This is a genomic window from Bacillus sp. EB V-12, assembly GCF_056158125.1.
In genome coordinates, this window is the sequence record NZ_JBUXJL010000001.1 from 880243 (window position 1) to 900397 (window position 20155).

At 32.9% G+C, this 20155-nt stretch carries 21 protein-coding genes and 1 pseudogene; 15 read left to right on the forward strand and 7 right to left on the reverse strand.

Features of this window, described 5'->3' with window-relative positions; genetic code table 11:
- The first annotated feature begins 11 nt into the window (after positions 1–11).
- The 5 genes from ACZDYH_RS04615 to ACZDYH_RS04635 all read left to right on the forward strand — a co-directional run bounded on the left by ACZDYH_RS04615 (position 12) and on the right by ACZDYH_RS04635 (position 3835).
- Complete coding sequence (locus tag ACZDYH_RS04615) at positions 12–785, forward strand: alpha/beta fold hydrolase (RefSeq protein ID WP_042867390.1); 774 nt, start codon at positions 12–14, stop codon at positions 783–785.
- An 84-nt stretch (positions 786–869) separates the two neighbouring features.
- The gene (gene pdxR, locus ACZDYH_RS04620) at positions 870–2303 is read left to right on the forward strand and encodes a MocR-like pyridoxine biosynthesis transcription factor PdxR (RefSeq protein WP_016123267.1); all 1434 of its coding nucleotides are present in this window, start codon (positions 870–872) and stop codon (positions 2301–2303) included.
- 33 nt (positions 2304–2336) lie between these two features.
- Positions 2337–2693, forward strand: coding sequence for a CidA/LrgA family holin-like protein (locus ACZDYH_RS04625; RefSeq protein ID WP_000878492.1), 357 nt, complete (start codon positions 2337–2339; stop codon positions 2691–2693).
- A 23-nt stretch (positions 2694–2716) separates the two neighbouring features.
- Positions 2717–3388, forward strand: a complete 672-nt coding sequence (locus tag ACZDYH_RS04630; protein WP_006922209.1) for an LrgB family protein — start codon at positions 2717–2719, stop codon at positions 3386–3388.
- Between the two features lie 21 nt (positions 3389–3409).
- Positions 3410–3835 carry a YfmQ family protein gene (locus ACZDYH_RS04635; protein WP_016123265.1) on the forward strand — a complete coding sequence of 142 codons (426 nt, stop codon included), beginning with the start codon at positions 3410–3412 and terminating at the stop codon, positions 3833–3835.
- Between the two features lie 22 nt (positions 3836–3857).
- Here the strand turns inward: ACZDYH_RS04635 and ACZDYH_RS04640 are convergent, their stop codons facing one another.
- A complete protein-coding gene (locus ACZDYH_RS04640; RefSeq protein WP_033692454.1) occupies positions 3858–4259 on the reverse strand; it encodes a CBO0543 family protein in 402 nt (133 codons plus the stop codon).
- The gene (locus ACZDYH_RS04645) at positions 4234–5412 is read right to left on the reverse strand and encodes a DUF2515 domain-containing protein (protein ID WP_149215318.1); all 1179 of its coding nucleotides are present in this window, start codon (positions 5410–5412) and stop codon (positions 4234–4236) included. The genes ACZDYH_RS04640 and ACZDYH_RS04645 overlap by 26 nt, the downstream gene beginning before the upstream one ends.
- Before the next feature lie 302 nt (positions 5413–5714).
- On the opposite strand from ACZDYH_RS04645, the gene ACZDYH_RS04650 reads away from it, so the two are divergent.
- The 4 genes from ACZDYH_RS04650 to ACZDYH_RS04665 are packed head-to-tail and all read left to right on the forward strand — an operon-like array spanning position 5715 to position 9069.
- On the forward strand, positions 5715–6701 hold the full coding sequence (locus tag ACZDYH_RS04650; protein WP_016123264.1) for a UDP-N-acetylglucosamine 4,6-dehydratase family protein: 987 nt from the start codon (positions 5715–5717) through the stop codon (positions 6699–6701).
- Positions 6698–7609, forward strand: a complete 912-nt coding sequence (locus tag ACZDYH_RS04655) for an SDR family oxidoreductase (RefSeq protein WP_000739075.1) — start codon at positions 6698–6700, stop codon at positions 7607–7609. The genes ACZDYH_RS04650 and ACZDYH_RS04655 overlap by 4 nt, the downstream gene beginning before the upstream one ends.
- Positions 7606–7956, forward strand: a complete 351-nt coding sequence (locus tag ACZDYH_RS04660; protein ID WP_015055176.1) for a DUF6572 domain-containing protein — start codon at positions 7606–7608, stop codon at positions 7954–7956. The genes ACZDYH_RS04655 and ACZDYH_RS04660 overlap by 4 nt, the downstream gene beginning before the upstream one ends.
- 48 nt (positions 7957–8004) lie before the next feature.
- The gene (locus tag ACZDYH_RS04665) at positions 8005–9069 is read left to right on the forward strand and encodes an undecaprenyldiphospho-muramoylpentapeptide beta-N-acetylglucosaminyltransferase (RefSeq protein WP_000047564.1); all 1065 of its coding nucleotides are present in this window, start codon (positions 8005–8007) and stop codon (positions 9067–9069) included.
- Between the two features lie 79 nt (positions 9070–9148).
- Here the strand turns inward: ACZDYH_RS04665 and ACZDYH_RS04670 are convergent, their stop codons facing one another.
- Positions 9149–11869: a sensor domain-containing protein gene (locus ACZDYH_RS04670; RefSeq protein ID WP_141435867.1), complete on the reverse strand. Its 2721-nt coding sequence runs from the start codon at positions 11867–11869 to the stop codon at positions 9149–9151.
- Positions 11870–12275: 406 nt separating this feature from the next.
- Between ACZDYH_RS04670 and ACZDYH_RS04675 the strand changes: the two genes are divergently transcribed.
- From ACZDYH_RS04675 to ACZDYH_RS04685, 3 genes are all read left to right on the forward strand, one after another.
- Positions 12276–13091: an alpha/beta fold hydrolase gene (locus ACZDYH_RS04675; protein ID WP_065485007.1), complete on the forward strand. Its 816-nt coding sequence runs from the start codon at positions 12276–12278 to the stop codon at positions 13089–13091.
- Between the two features lie 138 nt (positions 13092–13229).
- Positions 13230–13805 carry a histidine phosphatase family protein gene (locus tag ACZDYH_RS04680; RefSeq protein ID WP_097920683.1) on the forward strand — a complete coding sequence of 192 codons (576 nt, stop codon included), beginning with the start codon at positions 13230–13232 and terminating at the stop codon, positions 13803–13805.
- A 321-nt stretch (positions 13806–14126) separates the two neighbouring features.
- A complete protein-coding gene (locus tag ACZDYH_RS04685; RefSeq protein WP_368968766.1) occupies positions 14127–14444 on the forward strand; it encodes a hypothetical protein in 318 nt (105 codons plus the stop codon).
- Between the two features lie 92 nt (positions 14445–14536).
- On the opposite strand, the gene ACZDYH_RS04690 is transcribed toward ACZDYH_RS04685, so the two are convergent.
- Complete coding sequence (locus tag ACZDYH_RS04690) at positions 14537–15175, reverse strand: YczE/YyaS/YitT family protein (RefSeq protein ID WP_001241256.1); 639 nt, start codon at positions 15173–15175, stop codon at positions 14537–14539.
- 196 nt (positions 15176–15371) lie between these two features.
- On the opposite strand from ACZDYH_RS04690, the gene pepT reads away from it, so the two are divergent.
- The gene (pepT, locus tag ACZDYH_RS04695; protein ID WP_000807014.1) at positions 15372–16604 is read left to right on the forward strand and encodes a peptidase T; all 1233 of its coding nucleotides are present in this window, start codon (positions 15372–15374) and stop codon (positions 16602–16604) included.
- A gap of 38 nt (positions 16605–16642) precedes the next feature.
- On the opposite strand, the gene ACZDYH_RS04700 is transcribed toward pepT, so the two are convergent.
- From ACZDYH_RS04700 to ACZDYH_RS04710, 3 genes are read right to left on the reverse strand one after another with little or no spacing between them, the layout of a single operon-like run.
- Positions 16643–17554, reverse strand: coding sequence for a DNA glycosylase (locus ACZDYH_RS04700; protein ID WP_023522808.1), 912 nt, complete (start codon positions 17552–17554; stop codon positions 16643–16645).
- A complete protein-coding gene (locus tag ACZDYH_RS04705) occupies positions 17551–18081 on the reverse strand; it encodes a methylated-DNA--[protein]-cysteine S-methyltransferase (protein ID WP_001089840.1) in 531 nt (176 codons plus the stop codon). Before ACZDYH_RS04705 ends, ACZDYH_RS04700 begins: the two co-directional genes overlap by 4 nt.
- Positions 18062–18658 carry a bifunctional transcriptional activator/DNA repair enzyme AdaA gene (locus ACZDYH_RS04710; protein WP_016123262.1) on the reverse strand — a complete coding sequence of 199 codons (597 nt, stop codon included), beginning with the start codon at positions 18656–18658 and terminating at the stop codon, positions 18062–18064. Before ACZDYH_RS04710 ends, ACZDYH_RS04705 begins: the two co-directional genes overlap by 20 nt.
- 77 nt (positions 18659–18735) lie before the next feature.
- On the opposite strand from ACZDYH_RS04710, the pseudogene ACZDYH_RS04715 reads away from it, so the two are divergent.
- Both ACZDYH_RS04715 and ACZDYH_RS04720 read left to right on the forward strand, forming a co-directional pair.
- Positions 18736–18873 (forward strand): annotated as a pseudogene (locus tag ACZDYH_RS04715) (exodeoxyribonuclease III); the annotation flags it as partial.
- Positions 18874–19175: 302 nt separating this feature from the next.
- On the forward strand, positions 19176–20141 hold the full coding sequence (locus ACZDYH_RS04720; protein WP_001035506.1) for an iron-hydroxamate ABC transporter substrate-binding protein: 966 nt from the start codon (positions 19176–19178) through the stop codon (positions 20139–20141).
- The last annotated feature ends 14 nt before the right edge of the window (positions 20142–20155 follow it).

The following is a 20155-nucleotide window of genomic DNA, read 5'->3' on the forward strand; positions in this document are numbered from 1 at the left end:
AGGTGATGAATATGTATTTTGTATATAAGAATCGAAAGGTTTTTTATAATATAGAAGGATCAGGTCCAGTCATATTGTTTTTACATGGGCTTGGAGGAAACGCAAATAATTGGTTATATCAAAGGCAATATTTTAAGGGAAAATGGACAGTGATCTCACTTGATTTACCAGGACATGGAAAATCTGGAGGGCTAGAAATTAACTTTAAAGAATATGTAAATGTTTTGTATGAGTTATGCAATTATTTAAAGTTACAAAAAGTAGTCATTTGTGGACTTTCAAAAGGGGCTAGAGTAGGTGTTGATTTTGCTATCCAATATCCAGAATGTGTTTCTAGCTTAATTATTGTAAATGCATTTCCCTATTTGGAGCCTGAGGATCGAAAGAAGCGGCTTGAAGTATATGATTTGCTTAGCTTACATGATAACGGGAAAAAATGGGCGGATACATTGTTGAAGGCGATGGGAGTAGCGAATAATGAAGTAATTGTCAGGGGATTTTATCAATCTTTACAGTTTATTAATCCGGTGCATATTCAAAGATTATTTGCTGAATTAGTAGATTATGATCAAAGACCATTTCTTTCGAATATTACATGTTCCGCTTTAATTATAAGAGGGGAAAATGATGATTTTGTCCCCGAGAAATATGTAAGAGAGTTTGAAAGCCGTTTGAAAAATACAACTTTTATTGAGTTTAAAAATAGTGGACACTTACCTTATTTAGAAAAGCCAAGTAGCTTTAATATGACAGTAGAAAGATTTTTAAATCATGTAATTAATTAATTAATTAATTAATTAATACTATTATTACAGTCAATACTGTTATTAGTGAGTAAAATATAGTTAGTTTTGAGAGGGGGCAACTATATGGAATGGAAACCAAATCGTGCAGATAAGACACCTGTATATAAACAAATTGCGGATTATATTGAAAGAGGCATTTCTTCAGGCGAATTTCCTTCTGATAGTAAGTTACCTTCTGAGCGTATGTTAGCAAAGAAATTACAGGTGAACCGGAGTACAATAGTAGCTGCGTATGAAGAATTAAAATCACTTGGAGTAGTAGAACGACAAAAGGGAAGCGGAACACGGGTCAATACAGATATATGGGGTGTCTCACATAAACGAATACCGAACTGGGGTAGGTACGTGGAGGATGGATCGTTCTTACCTAACGTACCACTCGTTCAACAAATTCGAACGGAAACACAAAAAGATGATTTAATTAATTTAGCAAGTGGTGAACTGTCACCAGAATTAATTCCAAGTGATAGATTTCGAACAATTTTGTCGGAGAAAACATTTATGGAAAACCTCGGCTATGACCATCCACTTGGAAATGAGATGTTGAGAAAAACAATTGCAGCACATGTTCAGCAATATAAACAAATTGAAGCAGATTCAAGCTCTATTCTTATTACGTCAGGAGCACAACAGGCGCTTAATCTTATCGTTCAATGTTTATTAAAACCTGGCGATGCGATTGCGATTGAAGATCCGTCATATTGTTTTTCGCTTCCAATGTTTAAATCGGCCGGTTTAAACATATTTCATTTACCTGTTGATGAGCATGGAATGAATCCAGATGACTTAATAGATTTGCACAAAAAGCATCGCATTCGTATGGTATTTTTGAATCCAGATTATCAAAATCCAACAGGTACTGTGCTTTCATTAGCGAGACGTAAAAAAATTTTAGAACTGTCTTCTGAGTTCGGTATACCAATTGTAGAAGATGATCCGTATAGTTTAATTTCTTTTAATGGAGAAGTGAACCCGACATTAAAATCAATGGACCAAAATGGAAATGTTCTTTATATAAGTTCATTATCAAAAATTGTTGCATCAGGATTACGTATTGGATGGATAATTGGTCCTACACGTGTAATTGAGCGTTTAGCAGATGCAAAGCAACAAGTTGATTTTGGCCATAGTGTATTTACGCAGTGGGTAGCAAATCAATTTTTAGAATCAAAGGATTTTCATACACATATTACGATACTTCGTGGACAATTGAAGCAAAGAAGAGATGAATTAATTGCAGAGCTTGAAGGAACATTGGGAGACCGAGTTGAATGTTTCGTGCCAGAGGGTGGAATACATGTATGGTGTAAAGTGAAAGGAAAGTTTGATGAATATCACTTATTAGGTGAATCTATACGGAATGGTGTCGCATTTGTTCCGGGCAGTGTTTTAGGTTCGAAAAATGAATATATACGATTTACGTTTGGTAGAGCGAATATAGAACAAATTCAACTTGGAATTAAACGGTTTGCCGACACGCTACATGAGATTTCATAATATGGATGTGTGATAGTGAAATGAGGGAAAGAAATGAAGTACGTGACGCTTTTACTTCAAGTAGGCGTGCTATATGTATTTAGCCTAGTGGGTACGTGGATTCAAGGAGTATTCCATCTATCAATGCCAGGAAGTTTAATAGGGATGTTAATGCTGTTCCTGCTCCTTTCCACTCGCATTTTACCGTTAAAATGGTTTGAGTTAGGTGCGGAAAAGTTAATCGTATTTTTACCGTTATTTTTAATCCCTTCGACAACAGGGCTGATGGAATACGGGTCTTTTCTTTTCAGTAAGGGGAGTATTATATTCCTTTTAGTAGTTGCAAGTACTGTAGTAACTTTGATTGTTTCAGGGTATATAAGTCAATTATTAATAACAACAAAAAAATAAAATCGACAAGGTGCACGATTCAAATGGTCTTAATTATTATTACTGTAGCAATTTATTTCTTGGCGACAAAGCTATATGAAAAATTTACGTTTGCATTTACGTTACCGGTGTTAACAGTTACGGCAATTATGATTTGTTTATTTTTCATTTTTGGTATTTCTCATCATGAGTATAGGGAAAATGGAGGAGACATTCTTTCAAGCTTATTGAGCCCTGCAATTGTAGCATTAGCCATACCTCTATTTAAAGAGCGAAAGATACTTATGAAAAATTTTTTATCGATACTTATTGGAGTAGTGATAGGTATAGTGGCTGTAACGAGTATGAATGTAGTGATTGGCGGAATTTTAAATATAGATAAGGAACTTATATTAACTACTTTACCACAGTTAGCAACGATGCCTATTGCCCTATCATTAGCGGATCAAATTGGTGGTATTCCATCTATGACTTCTAGTTTTGTAGTTGTTGCAGGAATAACAGGCGCTATGATCGGACCAACAGTACTTAAGTTTTTCAGTATAACAAGTACGATTGGAAAAGGAGTTGGAATGGGCTGTGCATCACATATTATCGGTGTGAGCCGTCTCGTGAAGGAAGGCGAGAAAGAGGCGACAATCGGTTCGGTGACGATGATTGTAACTGGAATACTCATTAGTATATTCATACCGTATGGAACGAAATTTATATTTTAAAATGTAATGGAGATGATGAAAATGACAACATGGTTTATAGTTACATTATTTATTTTTGGCGCTCTTAAAGTGCTAGTTTCTAGTATGCCCACTTCTGTTGTAGAATCAATTATTAGTAGATTTGAATTGCATCAAAAGCTTGAGGCGGAAAATACTTCTATATCGATAGATGGAAAAAATATAGAGGGAGAAATGAAACTACAAGTTATTCATGAATTTAATGAGGCTTTGTTTTTAGATAAACATTATTTCCCGCCGCAAGGAGAAGGGACACCAATAGTCATTGATACGAAGAAAGGGAATAAAGAGATTAGATTTTCTCTATATAGCTATGAGGAACATGTTGATGTCATTAAGCAATATAAGAAGAAAGTCGTTGCCTATCGTTTACGCTCTAAAAGCCTTCAAACATTGGCACCAGTAGCAATAACGGAAGAGTATGCTTAAGAAGGGACCTATAATGGTCTCTTTATTTTTTTATCCAATTATATACGTTCCAAATAAAAGAATGAAAAATCATATAACCAAATAAAGAATATGTATGGTTCCAATTCGCGCTATGTACAAATAAACCTAAACTTTCAGCAACCTGTTCAAAAAGGCTAGCACAAATACCGATTGAAATAATAAATAAAATTCTAGAAACTTTAGATAATTTTTTTGAAATGTGTATAAAGATAACTGTTAAAATCGGCAGTACGAACAATGTAAAAGCTATATTAACCGAAAATGTGGATGAGAAGGGCCTAGCCGGAAAGGAATATATTTGTTTATGAACAAAAAAGGCATCTAAGCAAGTTCCAATAATAGAAGAGAGAAAGATTGTAACTACTAATGCTAGAAACTCATTCTTCTTCTCGGAGGAGGACATTTTTCTTTGCGAGAATGGCGAGTTCAATTTTTTCGAGTGTTTTGCAGTAGTCTTCTGTAATTTGTCCATTTATATTTTCCTCCTTATCAACTAAGTAATTTACAACTTGCCAATCGGTAAACCAATCTTCACTGTCAACTTCGTCATGCTTCATATCTCGCCATGCATAGATGAGTGCAGGGCTGTATATGCGATAAGCGCCATTTCGTAACTGGCATTTCTTTATTCGGCGCTTATAAAACTCACGGGAAAAAGATTCATTTACACTTGAAAATAAATGGGGCCAGTAATCTTTCCTTGATCCTGTATGTGGATGGTGTTGAGCCCAGCTTATTATTTGAGATAAAACATGTGTATCTCGAAATAATAATGAGTACAATCTTTTTCCGATTAATATCCGTTCATGTAAGGAAGTGAAATGTTTCATTGTATCACCAAATAGTAATACTTTTTGTTTCTTATCATTTTCGTAGAATGGGAAAAGAATATGATTAAACTGAAAGAAATCAAAGAGTTTAAATCCAATACTATTTAGTACAGTCTTTTTAAATTGTACATTTTGAATCACTCTTTTTTCTAAGTAGTTTTGTTCATTAATAATAGTTGCAATCGCTAAAGTTTTTTTGTTACCTGTTTTCCAAAAATGGTTCCACATCGTTTCCATAAATGTAGAAACATTTAGGTGAGAAAGAAGGTGAAATAACTTTTGTGATCTCTTTACACTTTGTTCGTAAAGTAAAAATTGAGGGTATACATCTTGGAAAATAAGCCAATTCCCTCTTTCTAAAAAAGAAAAAAATATGAATTGATCTTTCTCTGATAAAATTCTCGTATATAAATCCCCCTTTAAATCAGTCATATTCCAACCGCCGTTACGTGATACCATATGTCCAAGCAGTGCCCAATGTATTTCTGGATATTGAATGTAAAATTGGTAGTATGCGCGTGTTCTTGTAACATTATTTTTATTTAGCTGTTCTGTTTGTATTTTTATTTTGTTGATGATGAGTTGTTCTTCTTTCGTTAATTTATACATGGTGTCAGAAGGAATAAGCTTGCTTTTTTGTTTTAATTCATTTTTTACGTCGAATAGGGAGAGAGGCAGTGCTTTGGAAGGTCCGTTATATGTATGATTTGAATTGCTTCGGTCCATTCCGTTACCTCCCTTTTTCATAAATTTAAACATGATTATTGGCTATGAATCATTCTATTTATTTTATTACGAGTATAAGAAATAAATGAGCGGTGTTTTTTTACAAGGAATTTATTTATCATGCAAACAGTATAAAAAATCTTACTGTTGTGAGGTGAAATGAAAAACAGAAACTATGTTTAATAGTTTCTGTTTTTTTATTTTGTCAATTAAATGTAACAAACGACGATTATGATTTGAATCAATTGAAAATAATTCAATAAATATTATTTAAATTGAGATGTTTCGTAGGAGGAAAAAGAATGTTAAATAAAATAATTTTAATTACTGGTGGGACAGGTTCGTGGGGGCATGAACTTATAAAACAACTATTAGAAAAATCACCGAAAGAAATTAGAATTTTTTCAAGAAATGAAACGGTTCAGTTTGAAATGCAGCAAAAGTATATAAATGATGATAGGTTAAAATTTATTATTGGAGATATTCGTGATAAAGATCAACTAGTCTATGCTTGCCAAGGTGTACATTATGTGTTCCATCTTGCAGCTTTAAAACATGTTCCAGTATGTGAGTATTATCCTTATGAAGCTATAAAAACCAATATACATGGTACGCAAAATGTAATTGAAGCCTCTATACAGATGCAAGTTGAAAAAGTTATATATGTTTCAACGGATAAAGCAGCCGATCCATCAAATACGTATGGGATGACAAAAGCAATTGGTGAAAAATTAATGGTTCATGCGAATATACAAACGAAGAAAACAAAATTCATTTGTGTTCGTGGTGGAAATGTTTTAGGAACGAGTGGAAGTGTAGTACCACTTTTTAAACAACAAATTAAAAGATCTTCACAAGTAGGGATTACCGATGCGAATATGACTAGATTTTTCTTAACAGTTGAAGATGCTGTTGGATTGTTATTTAAAGCAGTATATCAAGGTAGAGGCGGGGAAATCTTTGTTATGAAAATGCCGGCATGTAAAATAACAGATTTAGCAGAAATATTAATTGAAGATTCAAAAAAAGAAAATATTAAGGTGAAAGAGGTAGGGATAAGACCGGGTGAAAAATTAAGTGAAATGCTTCTATCTGAGGTAGAGAGTAAAACAAGTATAAGTTTTGATCAAAATTATTTTGTGGTACTACCGACGATTCCTATTGAAGGACTTCAAGAATATTATTCTAGCTATCCGCTAGTGGATGTGAAGAGTTTTAGTTCTCAACAAGACTTGCTTGCAAAACATGAGGTGAAACAAATGCTATTAAAAGGAGGGTTTTTGCGATGAAAAAAAATGCGAGCCTTTTAATAACTGGTGCAAATGGTTTCACAGGACGCCATGCTTGCCACTATTTTTTAGAGCAGGGCTTTCATGTAATTCCTATGTTTCAAAATCGTGCACATAGAGAAAAAATTAGAAATGGTATTACGTGTAATTTAACTAATAAGAGCGAAGTAATGAAGGTAATGAAACAAATAAAGCCAGACTACGTATTGCATTTAGCAGGAAGGAATTCGGTTATAGAATCTTGGACAGCTGCTCTTGAGTATATAGAGATTAATGTAATAGGAACGTTATATTTATTAGAAGCAATTAAGCAAGAAGCCTCGCATTGTAGAACATTAGTTATAGGATCTGCTTTGCAAGCAGATAGTATGAACGAAATAAAAATTTCAAATCCATATAGTTTAAGTAAAACGATGCAAGTCATTATTGCAGAGGCTTGGGGAGGATTAATGGATTCAAATATTATCATTGCAAAGCCCTCAAACTTAATTGGTCCAGGGGAATCGAATGGCATTTGTTCGATTCTCGCAAAGAAAATGATAGATATAGAATCAGGTAGAAGTAAAGCCATTATTGAAGTAAACAGTTTGAAAGATAGTAGAGATTTTCTAGATGTACGTGATGCGATTAAAGCGTATCATGTGTTATTACGAGATGGAATAAATGGAAAACAATATAATATCGGATCAGGAGTAAAACAATCTTTATTAAATGTACTAGAACAATATAAAGAATTAACACAGCTAAATTTTTTTATAGAGGAAACAGGGAAAAGTGGGAGCGACTCAAATGAGAGTTTAGCAATAGAGGAAATAAAAAGGTTAGGTTGGATCCCAGAAATTGAATTTCATCAATCATTAAAAGATGTACTTGAGTATGCGAAGTGTAGTGACATCTGCATGCAATGAAAAACAAAAAAGGGTGTAAGAAATATATGAATGATTATGAAATAATAGATAATCAAAATACGCTATTTCTTTCAATTGTTGATACGTTGGATTGGAGAGATGAAGAAGCGCATGTATTGCGTCTGTATGAGGCAATACATAAATATCAAGCGTATGTAGAAGAAAAAAGGGTTAATCAAATAAAGTCAGCATTAGAGACGGAAACTAGGTATGTGATTCAAATCTTTGCTCAATACGAGTGTAGTGAGTATGGAAATGATTTTTATGAACTCATTAACGATCTTTTACAAGATATAGAGGTGGAGTTAAAGATTTATATAAAAAATAATAAGTTTATTTACATTTAAAAGGTAAAGAGAAAGCTAGATTTTTAATAATAAAGGTGGGTATAAGTTATGAGCAAAACGATTCTTTTTACTGGGGGCGGTACAGCCGGACACGTTATGATTAATATTGTATTAATTCCTAAATTTATAGAGAAAGGCTGGAGAGTCGAGTATATTGGATCCAAAAATGGAATTGAAAAATCATTAGTGCAAAATGTTAAATACAATAGTGTTTCAACGGGAAAGCTTAGGAGATATTGGGATTGGGAGAATTTTAAAGATCCTTTTAAAATTATACGCGGTTGTTTACAAAGTTATAATTTAATTAAGAAAACAAAGCCTGACGTTATCTTTTCAGCAGGAGGATTTGTTTCAGTTCCTGTAGCTATAGGAGCATGGTTAAATCGTGTGCCTATAATTATACGTGAACCAGATAGCACATTAGGGCTTGCCAATAAAATAGCATTACCTTTTGCTACAAAGCTATGCACAACATTTCCTCAGACAGGAGAAAATGTAAGTAATGAGAAGAAGGTTTATGTAGGACCAATTGTAAGGGAAGAAATTGAGAAGGGTAACGTATTACGAGGAAGAAGATATTGTGAATTTCAGCAAGATAAACCAGTATTATTAATTATGGGTGGGAGTCAGGGTGCTAAGTGGATAAATGATATGGTAAGGGAATGTGTAGATACAATACTATTAAACTTTAATATTATTCATATATGTGGTAAAGGGAAGGTAGACCCATCTATTGGCATGGAGGGATATATGCAATTTGAATATATAGGCGACGAGTTGCCGCATATACTAAATATGGCAAGTGTTGTAGTTTCTAGAGCGGGTTCTACTGCTATTTCTGAATTGTTATTTTTGAAGAAACCGATGTTGCTTATCCCGTTAACTAACAGTTCTAGTAGGGGAGATCAAGTTTTAAATGCTGAATATTTTTCACGGCAAGGATATGCGGAAGTTATACTCCAAGACAGAGTAAGTACGAATACATTTATACATGCAGTAAATAAGTTGTATACAAATAAGGAGAAATATATTCAAAACATGAATGGATATAAGAAAACAAATGATGAGGGAATTCATCAAATAATAGATATAATAAATGAAGTGGTGAAGTAATAGAAATGTAAATAGAAAAACAAAAGGAAAGAAGGTATCTTCTTTCCTTTTTGCTATATTTGTTCTAATTAGTTATGTACTATGGGTGAATGCCGTTTTCTAATAGCTCAGTAAATGCATGAATATGGATAGGTTTACTGTAATAATAACCTTGAATAAACTGACATTTATTTTTTTGAAGGAAATTTACGTGCTCTTTCGTTTCTACACCTTCAGCAATGACAGACATTCCTAATGTATTTGCTAATGTGATGATCGTTTTAATAATTTCCATTCCATCATCACATGTTTCAGACATTGTAATAAATTCTCTCGGGATTTTTAACGTATCAATTGGATACAAAGGTAAGTAGGCTAGCGAAGAATAACCTGTACCAAAATCGTCGATAGAAATGTGAATCCCTAAACTTTTTAGTGTACGCAGTTTTATCAATGTTTCTCGCTCATCCATCATTGCAATTCGCTCTGTTAATTCAAGATCAAGAGAGCTTGCTGGTAAACCTGTATTTGTTAAAGTAGAAGAAATAGATTTTACAAAATCCTCTTGTTCAAATTCTTTAGCAGATAAATTTACACCTATTTTTAAATGTGAATATCCGAGTGCGTGCCAACGTTTCATTTGCTTGCAAGCCTGCTCTAATGTCCATTTACCTATTGAAATAATTTGTAGTGTTTCTTCTGCAATCGGAATAAACTCGTATGGAGAAATAATACCTAATTCAGGATGATTCCACCTAATTAAAGCTTCTGCACCGATAATTTTATTAGATTCACTATCAACTTGAGGTTGATACAAAAGGAACAATTCTTCATTTTGTAGTGCGTTTGGTAAATCTTTTTCTAATCGTAATCGTCTTTCAATTTTTTTAGCGATTACATCGTCATAAATAGAGACAGAATTAAGCTCTTTTGCTTTTGCATCATACATTGCAACATTAGCGTTTTTCAGAAGTGTAGCGGTATCGATTCCGGAATGTGGATAAATAGCGATACCGATACTCAGTGATAAAGTTAATTTATGCTCATGTATGATAAATGATTTTTTCATGCATTCAAATAATTGGTTACATAATTGGAATAAGTAATCTTCGTCAGTATAGTTTTCAATTATGATTGTAAATTCATCGCCACCGATTCTTGAAAGATGAGTATGTGATGGAAGACATGATTGGAATCGCTTTGCTACTTCTTCTAAAATGTAATCTCCTGACGAATGTCCAAGTGTATCGTTAATTGCTTTAAAGCGATCTAAATCTAAATATAATAATGCAAACTCGCTTTCTGTTATTTTAGCATTTTTTATAACTCTCTTTAATTTCTTATGGAAAAAGGCACGGTTCCCAATTTTCGTTACAGTGTCATGGAATGCTAAATATTTTATTTCTTCTTGCTGTTTTTTTAGTGCAGTAATATCTTTCACCATAATATAGCTTCCTGAAATTTGTCCGTCTATTATAATAGGAATGATTGTAACGTATAAAAAATAAGTAAAGCCATCTTTATATTGAGAACTAAGTTGTAAGAATGCCGATTCTTGTTGTTTCACTTTTTCTAATGCCAATGCTAGCTTATGCTTATCTTCATCTAAAATGATCGAAAAACAAGTTTCGCCTAGTAACTCATCCGTTGGTGCCCCAAGTAGTACACTCCCAGCCTTATTTACATTTAAGAATGTTCCATTTAAATCAATGGTGAAAATAGGGTCAGGATGATATTCATATAATGATTTAAACTTTTGTTGTTTTTGAGAAAGAGCCTCTGATTTATGAACTAAATCAGACGTCCGTACAGTAACTTTTTCTTCTAGTTGGGCATTAAATGCCTGTAAACGTTTTGTTAAGGAATTGTTTTGCATACGTACGATAGAATGACGAATGAGTACGAAAATAAAAGTAATACAATTCCCTGTAATGAGAGTTGAAGATGATGTTTGTTCTTTTAATGTAAACCCGATTAGTATTGCAACAGCAAGATAGGGAAATACAACTAAAGCTTTTTTTCCTATTATAGGGTTTACAATGAAATAATTTTTATGGCTATTATGATCTTCTGAAATAGAGCCAGCTATTGCAATAAGTAATATAGGTATTCTATATAAAAGACGTAATAATATTATCGTTTCAGTTGATAAGTGGTTATTTAAGTAAAAATAAATATAGTTAAAAGTTGCAGAACTTATTAATACAAAAATAAAGATATAAATTTTCCGTTTGGAATTAAAAATTGTTGGACGGAAAAAGAGACTAACACCTAGCAGTAGAAATAATAAATCTGCAATTGGATATAAAAATGAAAGGAAAACATCTCCTAGTGAAAGAGCGAATATATTTAAATTTGGTTGATTAAATAAATACCATTCTAATGTAAATATGGAAGTAAGCACTATGCATATATCACAAATAAAGAACGCTTTTTCCCATTTATTGCATTCCTTTAAGATTTTATAGCAGAAAGCGATAAGACAGAAAAATAGAAAAAACATGTAAAATACATCAGAAATAGTAAAACGATCTATTGGAATTTCGAAGAAGCTATCTTGATATGTATATACTATTTTCCCTAATAAAAAACTACCAATTGCTATTGTAATACATATCCAAAATGGATTTGAACTGACTTTTTTAGAATATATAGAGTAAATCAGTGATACAAATGTAATAGCTTCGATGATAAGTGAAGCGAAGCGTACATCTGAATTTGAAAAATGAGTAGGGAACAGATAGAAAAACATAAAATAGATTGAATAGCATATTAATGTTCCGATTAATATACATAATTGTAAATTTTTATTTAATTTCAATGAAATCACCTTCTTTAATTATGCACTATGTTCGTTATATCTATACATAATAATATTATTTAAGAATTGTATCAGATTTCCTTATAAAAATCATGTTTATAAGGAAAGTGTTAAAGAGTGTAAGTATTCTTAAGGTTGAAAAAATATTGCGGTTGATAGTATAGACTGTATCAAGACTTTAAATAGAAATTGTATATTTAGTCATCCTTTGAATTGTAAAGTTTTTTTAGTGATTTGTAAGTGGAGATGCAAAATTGCATATAAAATGATGAGTATCTTTTTTGGTGAGCTTTTTATTTTTAATCTAAAAATTAATATTTGTGAAAATGTTGAGAAAAGATATAAAATAAGAACGTGTATTCTTACAGAGTGGAATAGTATTGCCACTAAATAGGGAGGCTTTTTTATGATATATCGAATTAAAGATGCAGAAATATACTATGAAATTGTGGGAGAGGGTAAACCGGTCATTATCATACATGGCTGCGCCCCTGACCATAGGTTAATGATGAAATGTATGGAATCAGTATTTCAGAAATATGAAGGTTATAAGCGAATATATATTGATTTACCTGGAATGGGAAAATCGAATGCTCCAAATTGGATAAATAGTTCAGATCGTATAGTAGAAGTGCTTATCACATTTATTGAGGAAATCATTTCTACTGAAAAATTTTTATTGGTAGGAGAATCATATGGAGGCTATTTAGCCAAAGGTATACTTACAAAGATGTTTGAGAGAGTTAGCGGATTATTATTAGTATGTCCTGTTGTTGTAGCGGAGCCAGAAAAAAGGATTCTTCCAGATAAACAGGTAATTGTACAAGATCAGGAATTTTTAAATACGCTCACTTCCGCAGAAAGAGAGGGGTTTTGTGAGTTAGCTGTAATAGCAAATGAATATACATATAAGCGATTTAAAGAAGAAATTAAGCCTGGGTTAGATGTTGCTAATTATGAATTTATTGAAAGGTTGCAAAAGAATTACTCTCTTGCTATGGATTTTCAGCATGAAAAATATGAAAATCCCGTTCTTTTACTGACTGGAAGACAAGATATATCAGTAGGTTATCAAAATATTATAGAAATTATTGAAGAATATCCAAGGGCAACATTAGCAGTGTTAGATATGGCAGGGCATAATTTACAAATTGAGCAGCCTGAATTATTTGAGAGTTTAGTAGGAGAATGGATTAGACGAACAAATCAGCACAGTTTATAAAGTATTTTAGTATTACCCCTAAGTGTTGAAATGGGATAAATGAACGTGATTTATTAACTTATCTCGCTATTTGCCGGGCAGCCCGATTAGTGAGGGCTGATTAAAGTTTCACTTTATAAAAAATTTTAAGGAGAAATTATGAGCACATATATTTATATGGTTAGACATGGTGAATCACCAAAACTAGAAGGAAATGAAAGAATGCGTGGATTAACTGAGAGGGGACATATGGATGCCCGTGGAGTAACTGACATATTAAAAGCGGAGAGGATTGATACTTTTATTTCCAGTCCTTATAATCGGGCTATGCTAACGATAGAGGAGTCAGCTAATTTCCATGAAAAAGAAATAGTAGTATATGAAAATCTTAAAGAGTGTATGTTTTCAAGTGAGGATCAGGTTATATCAGACAAGGAGGTGTATCCACTTGTACAGAAGATGTTCTCTAATCCGGACTTTGCACGAACGGAAGGAGAGTCATATGCAGATTGCCAGAGAAGAGTAGTGAAAGTATTAAAAGAAATCTTAATGGATTTTCGAGGATGCAAAATTGTAATTGGTACACATGGGCTTGTTATGACATTAATGATGAACTATTTTGATAAACAATATGGTTTTGAATTTTTAATGAATACGTCAAAACCGGATATATATAAGATGGAGTTTAAAGAAGAACAATTAATGAATATAAAGAGATTATGGAAAGCGGAATAAAATTAGTTGCATGGATTTTGTTGTAAAAGTTACTTTTATAGCAAAGTCTTTTTTTGAATAGAAAGCATCTTTATCAACTATTTTTAGAATGTTAAATCAATAAGTAATTATTCAGTATTTGAATAAATTATTGGGAAATTGGTTTAGGGAAACAATTTTAAATGTGTCAAAACTCCAAACGTTGGATTTATATTCAATAGGAGAAAAAGATGTAGAATTTTGTCTTACAGTCCCCGTTTACTTTTCATTTCATTACATATAGGCTTTGTGGTGTAAGGGAGGACATTACCTTTACGCAAAATCTATAAGGAGGTCATTGTAATGAAACAGATTAAAAAGTTTGCGGGAGTTGCTTTAGCGGGGACGATTGGATTAAGTGGACTACTGTTTTTAGAACCAAGTGTAAGCGTTGCGGAAGCACAGCAAGTGAAAGTAGAAAATTTCAATACAATTGATGTAACGATGAATCTAAATGAATTGTATGTATTAAGTGGCAGAAGCATTGATATTCTTTCTGGAGATAAAGAAGCAATTCAGGTAAATAAATACACAATTAGTTTTAATAAACCTGGGAAGTATGTGATTAAAGTAAATGGCTGTATTTATGATGATGTATATACTTTTATTGTAAATGAGTAGTATATATTCTTAAATTGCGAGATAAAAGCAGAAACACCCTATTTGCGATGAGAGTCGTAAATAGGGTGGATTTATTTGTATTAAGCTGTACTTTAAATATGTTCGCTAATTTTCTTTTTGCCATGTAAAGTATGTAAAAGTGTTTGAAACATCTTAAATGATTGCTGAAAGATTGGACTTTGAATAAAGGTGTACAGAAAAGTTACGATGAAAACAGGACCTCCTAGCATAAATCCAATAACTAGTACAATACATTCTACTATGATTCTAGCACGGCTAATAGAAAGTCCTGTTTTGTCTGAAATAGTAAGCATGAATCCATCACGGGGTCCAGCGCCAATCCCAGCCGCAACGTACATACCTCCCCCGATACCTGTAATGGCAATACCAGAAAATAAAATGAGTAAGTTTATCCATAAATAATTACTAGCGTCTGGAAGCATGTTTGATTGTAAGAAAAAGTCCATAATGGGACCGATAAGTAGTGCATTCAAAAATGTCCCCACATTTATATATTTTCGATCTACTAGTAAAGATATTAGAACGAGACATAACCCACATATGACACTCCACGTACCGATGGTCCATCCAAACTTTTGGTAGAGAGCCATATTTAAAACTTCCCAAGGGTGCAAGCCGAGAAATTTAACTTTGACTGCAAGAGCGTTTCCAAGGCCAAAGAAAATTAATCCTAAGAAAAAAAGAAAATAGCGAAAGAGAGTTAGCCTCATCTTTACAACCTCCCATATTTTATAATTATGTATGTTACCTGTTACAGTTTTAATGTACAAATATTATGTCTTTTTATCATTCGTTTAAAAGTGTTAACTATGTAAATGAAATATACATCTTCACAGTCAAAAAAGTTAAAATATTTCGTTTTAAGGATTATAATGGAGGGAGAAACATAAAAGGGAGTGAATGAACTTGAAACAAGAACTTATTGAAAGATTTACGAGATATGTAAAAATTGATACGCAATCAAATGAAGAAAGTCATACAGTACCAACAACACCAGGACAAATTGAGTTTGGTAAGTTATTAGTGGAAGAGCTAAAAGAAATTGGTTTAACAGAAGTAACGATGGATGATAATGGCTATGTAATGGCAACACTTCCAGCTAATACGGACAAGGATGTTCCTGTAATCGGATTTTTAGCCCATTTAGATACGGCAACAGACTTTACAGGGAAAAACGTCAAACCACAAATTCATGAAAATTTTGATGGTAATGCAATTACGTTAAATGAAGAGCTAAATGTTGTGTTAACACCAGAGCAGTTCCCGGAATTACCATCATATAAAGGACATACCATTATTACAACTGATGGTACAACACTTCTAGGAGCAGATGATAAAGCTGGTCTTACAGAAATTATGGTTGCAATGAACCATTTAATACATAATCCGCAAATTAAGCACGGGAAAATAAGAGTAGCATTTACACCGGATGAAGAAATTGGTCGTGGGCCAGCGCATTTTGATGTAGAAGCGTTTGGTGCATCATTCGCTTATACGATGGATGGAGGTCCATTAGGTGGTTTAGAGTATGAAAGTTTTAATGCTGCAGGTGCTAAGTTAACGTTTAACGGAACGAATACACATCCTGGAACAGCGAAAAATAAAATGCGCAATGCTACTAAACTTGCTATGGAGTTTAATGGGTATTTACCAGTAGAAGAGGCGCCAGAATATACAGAAGGCTATGAAGGATTCTATCATTTACTTTCTTTAAATGGTGATGTTGAGCAAAGTAAAGCGTATTATATTATTCGAGACTTTGATCGTGAAAATTTTGAGGCACGTAAAAATAACGTTAAAAATATTGTGAAGACTATGCAAGAAAAATATGGCGAAGATGCAGTCGTTTTAGAAATGAATGATCAATACTATAACATGCTTGAAAAAATTGAACCGGTAAGAGAAATTGTTGATATTGCATATGAAGCAATGAAAAGTTTAGACATTGAACCAAATATTCATCCGATTCGCGGAGGCACAGATGGATCACAATTATCATATATGGGATTACCGACGCCGAATATTTTCACTGGTGGTGAAAACTATCACGGTAAATTTGAGTATGTTTCGGTAGATACTATGGAAAAAGCCGTTCAAGTCATTGTGGAAATTGCAAGACGTTTTGAGGAGCAAGCTTAAAAAAGAACCAAGTAGTACGAATGTGCTACTTGGTTCTTTTAATATAGTACTCGCCACAAATAAAAAGTCGCATAAGACTCCCAATTAGCCCAGTTTGCCGCGAAATCTTTTATTTCATTTTTTGTCGGTTTATTTTCGGAACCTGTTATAAATTTAATTGCATTATGCAGACCAACATCATCAATTGGAAAAGCCGAAGGAAATCTTAAACAACGCATTAAAACATAGTTGGCAGTCCATGGTCCTATACCATGGATAGCAGTTAATTGTTTCTCAGCAACCTTTACATCTTGTGTTTGCAGTAAATCCTCTTTTGATAATTTTCTCTCTGTAATAAGCTTCGCAATACCGATTAAATATTCACATTTTCTAGTCGTCATTTTTAATTGTTGAAGATTTTCTACATGTAGATTTGCAATTGTTTCAGGTGATGGGAATATCCAATGTTTTCTACCGTCCCATTCTACATAACTTCCAAATTGCTCAACTAATCTCCTTTTTAGCGTATAAGCATATGTTAGGTTAATTTGTTGACCGATAATTCCCCAGGAAAGTGCCTCAAATAAGTCTGGAATGCCTAAAGTACGAAGGCCATAATATTGTTCAATTGGTCCTTGAAGGAGTAAATCATGTTTAGCTAATGTATAAAATGGGGCTAAATCAGTAGTTAAATCAAACCATTCTTTTACATAGTTAACTACAGCTTCACGTATCGATTTTTCAGATGTATATGGTTCTTCTAAACAACGTATTTGAATATTTCCATCTGTATTCACACTAATTTCAACTAAAGGATTTACATCTTGAACAGGGATAACTTTATAAATTTTGTTATCTTCAATATGGAACATACATTCATTGTTAGAACGTGATAGATAACGTAAATTTTCTTGGAAACAAAATTCTTTTGGAACTGCTATAGATAATGCGCTATTATATTCTGTTGTCATATGAATTCCACCTGCAACTTTTCTAATGTAAGCAATTTTTTCTTCATTTCTAATCCGCCCCTAAATCCGGTTAGTTTCCCATTCTTCCCAATAACGCGGTGACAAGGAATGGTAATAAGAAGAGGGTTAGCAGCAATAGCAGAAGCAACGGCGCGCACAGCTTTAGGTTTTTGAATTCTTTCAGCAATTTCTGTATAAGAATATGTCTTTCCATAAGGAATTTCACGTACCGTATTCCAAACAGATAATTGAAAATTAGTTCCATAAGCATCGATAGGAAATGTGAAAGTTTCTCGCTTGTTTTCTAAATACTCGATAACTTCTTGCGTATATATTTGCAAGTAATCTGGACTATGGGTCAATATATGTTGGGGCAGTTTTTTTCTAGCCCATATATTTAATTCTTCAAAGTTTTCGTCTTGTGATCCAATGAAACATAGTCCATTTTCAGTTGCAGCAATATGAAATCGCCAATTTTTATGTGTAAGTAGCGTCCAATATATATAATTATTTTTGTAGGAATTCATTATCGTATCCCTCTTTCATTTCGTTCTTTTTTCGATATTCAGTAGGAGTAAATCCGGTTTTCTTTTTAAATAAAGTAGCGAAATACTCTGGGTTTTCTATCCCGACAGCAGTACTAATTTCTTTAATAGATTGATTTGTTTGTAAAAGGTATTCGGTTGCTTTAAGAACCCTGAATTGTTGTATATATTCTATAGGAGTTAACCCTATTATTCTTTTGAAAGTACGTTGTAAATGAAAAGGGCTACCGTGACACATTTCCGCAAGCATGTCGAGAGTTAAGGATTCGTCATAATGCTTTTCGATATAGTCTTTAATTTGTTCTACCCACTCTTCATTAGGTAAAGTGATCCCATTTGGCTTACAACGTTTGCACGGGCGAAAGTTCTCACTTAATGCTTGCTCTGCATGATGAAAAATTCGTACATTGTTTCTATTCGGTATTCTTGATTTGCATGATGGTCTGCAAAAGATTCCAGTTGATTTCACAGCATAAAAGAATTTGCTATCATAGGAAGAATCATTATGAATAATTGCTTGCCAATACTCATTTGTTAATGTAACTCCTTCATTGTGCATAGAACATCACCTCTGAAATTAGTATAACCTGAATAAAGTGCGTATGTATGTATTCATAAATGTAAGAGCAAGATTACAAAGGTGAAAATATTGGATGGCGTTTAGATTATTTTGTTGTTTCGGAACGAATGAAAGACCAAATAACAGAAGCGAAAATTAATAGTGAAGTAATGGGGTCAGACCATTGTCCAGTTGAATTACATATAAATTTCTAAAAAAAAGAAGTATCTCCCTAATATTAGGGAGATACTTCTTTTTTTAATTCAGTTTGTTAAAATTTTTCAAATCATTCTTGAAATAATTTCATATTAAATATATACTTAGTAACGATAATCATTATCAGTGAAAATGATTATCAAGTGATGAAGGCGTAAAAGAATTATAGTCTAGGGGAAGTGAACGGGAATGAGTTCTGGATAAAATTATTAATCTAATGAAATATATATATGGGACAAGGTTCATATAGTTAAATTTTATTGAGAATATAGTTTGAAAATTCGAGAGGAGACATATAAAGATGAACAAGAAATTATTTACTTTAGGGATGGTTACAGTTTTAAGTGTAGGTTTAGCGGCATGTAATAGTGCGGATAAAACTTCAGGCGAGCAAAAACAACAGACAAAAGCTACGGAAACGAAAAAAGATGAAAAACGAAAAATCACATATTTAGGTAAAGAGTATACAGTGCCAGCAAAAGTAGATAAAATTGCGACAGCTAGTTTAGAGTCAATGGAAGATGCGGCAGTACTTGGAATTAAACCAGTTGGTGCCATTACTGTAGGTGGTAAATTACCAAAATATCTTGAAAAAGAGTTAGAAGGTGCTAAATCTGTTGGTGAGAAAATGCAACCCAATTTCGAAACATTACTACAATTAAAACCAGATGTTATTACATCGAGTACGAAATTCCCAGCAGAAACAGCTGAAAAGTTTACGAAAGTAGCTCCTACATTCCCGGTATCACACGTTTCAACAAATTGGGAAGATAACTTAAAGTTAATGGGAGAATTAACTGGTAAAAAAGATAAAGCAGAAAAAATTATTAAGGATTACAATTCGGACGCTGAAAAAGCAAAAGCAAAACTAGGAGATAAGTTAAAAGATAAAAAAGTACTTGTCATAAGACTAAGAGCAAATGAATTATTCCTATATCCAGAAGGAGTATACTTCAACCCTGTAATTTATAAAGATCTTGGACTAACTGCTCCAGAACAATTGAAAACTGTAAAAGCACAAGAGAAAATTTCATTTGAAAAACTTGCTGAACTTAACCCAGATTATATTTTCTTACAATATGAGGCAAGTGAAAATAAAAACCCGAAAGTGTTAGAAGAAATTGAAAGTAATCCAATTTGGCAAAGTATGAATGCTGCGAAGGAAAAGAAAGTATTTGTAAATGTTGTAGATCCAATGGCACAAGGTGGTACAGCTTGGAGTAAAACAGCATTCTTAAAAGAAGCCGTGAAAAATTTATCTAAATAATACAATAAGTAAGG

Coding starts and splice junctions, on each gene's coding strand:
- ACZDYH_RS04615 (WP_042867390.1), top strand. CDS start 12: ATGTATTTTGTATATAAGAATCGAAAGGTTTTTTATAATATAGAAGGA.
- pdxR (WP_016123267.1), top strand. CDS start 870: ATGGAATGGAAACCAAATCGTGCAGATAAGACACCTGTATATAAACAA.
- ACZDYH_RS04625 (WP_000878492.1), top strand. CDS start 2,337: ATGAAGTACGTGACGCTTTTACTTCAAGTAGGCGTGCTATATGTATTT.
- ACZDYH_RS04630 (WP_006922209.1), top strand. CDS start 2,717: ATGGTCTTAATTATTATTACTGTAGCAATTTATTTCTTGGCGACAAAG.
- ACZDYH_RS04635 (WP_016123265.1), top strand. CDS start 3,410: ATGACAACATGGTTTATAGTTACATTATTTATTTTTGGCGCTCTTAAA.
- ACZDYH_RS04640 (WP_033692454.1), bottom strand. CDS start 4,259: ATGTCCTCCTCCGAGAAGAAGAATGAGTTTCTAGCATTAGTAGTTACA.
- ACZDYH_RS04645 (WP_149215318.1), bottom strand. CDS start 5,412: ATGGACCGAAGCAATTCAAATCATACATATAACGGACCTTCCAAAGCA.
- ACZDYH_RS04650 (WP_016123264.1), top strand. CDS start 5,715: ATGTTAAATAAAATAATTTTAATTACTGGTGGGACAGGTTCGTGGGGG.
- ACZDYH_RS04655 (WP_000739075.1), top strand. CDS start 6,698: ATGAAAAAAAATGCGAGCCTTTTAATAACTGGTGCAAATGGTTTCACA.
- ACZDYH_RS04660 (WP_015055176.1), top strand. CDS start 7,606: ATGAAAAACAAAAAAGGGTGTAAGAAATATATGAATGATTATGAAATA.
- ACZDYH_RS04665 (WP_000047564.1), top strand. CDS start 8,005: ATGAGCAAAACGATTCTTTTTACTGGGGGCGGTACAGCCGGACACGTT.
- ACZDYH_RS04675 (WP_065485007.1), top strand. CDS start 12,276: ATGATATATCGAATTAAAGATGCAGAAATATACTATGAAATTGTGGGA.
- ACZDYH_RS04680 (WP_097920683.1), top strand. CDS start 13,230: ATGAGCACATATATTTATATGGTTAGACATGGTGAATCACCAAAACTA.
- ACZDYH_RS04685 (WP_368968766.1), top strand. CDS start 14,127: ATGAAACAGATTAAAAAGTTTGCGGGAGTTGCTTTAGCGGGGACGATT.
- ACZDYH_RS04690 (WP_001241256.1), bottom strand. CDS start 15,175: ATGAGGCTAACTCTCTTTCGCTATTTTCTTTTTTTCTTAGGATTAATT.
- ACZDYH_RS04700 (WP_023522808.1), bottom strand. CDS start 17,554: ATGACAACAGAATATAATAGCGCATTATCTATAGCAGTTCCAAAAGAA.
- ACZDYH_RS04705 (WP_001089840.1), bottom strand. CDS start 18,081: ATGAATTCCTACAAAAATAATTATATATATTGGACGCTACTTACACAT.
- ACZDYH_RS04710 (WP_016123262.1), bottom strand. CDS start 18,658: ATGCACAATGAAGGAGTTACATTAACAAATGAGTATTGGCAAGCAATT.
- ACZDYH_RS04720 (WP_001035506.1), top strand. CDS start 19,176: ATGAACAAGAAATTATTTACTTTAGGGATGGTTACAGTTTTAAGTGTA.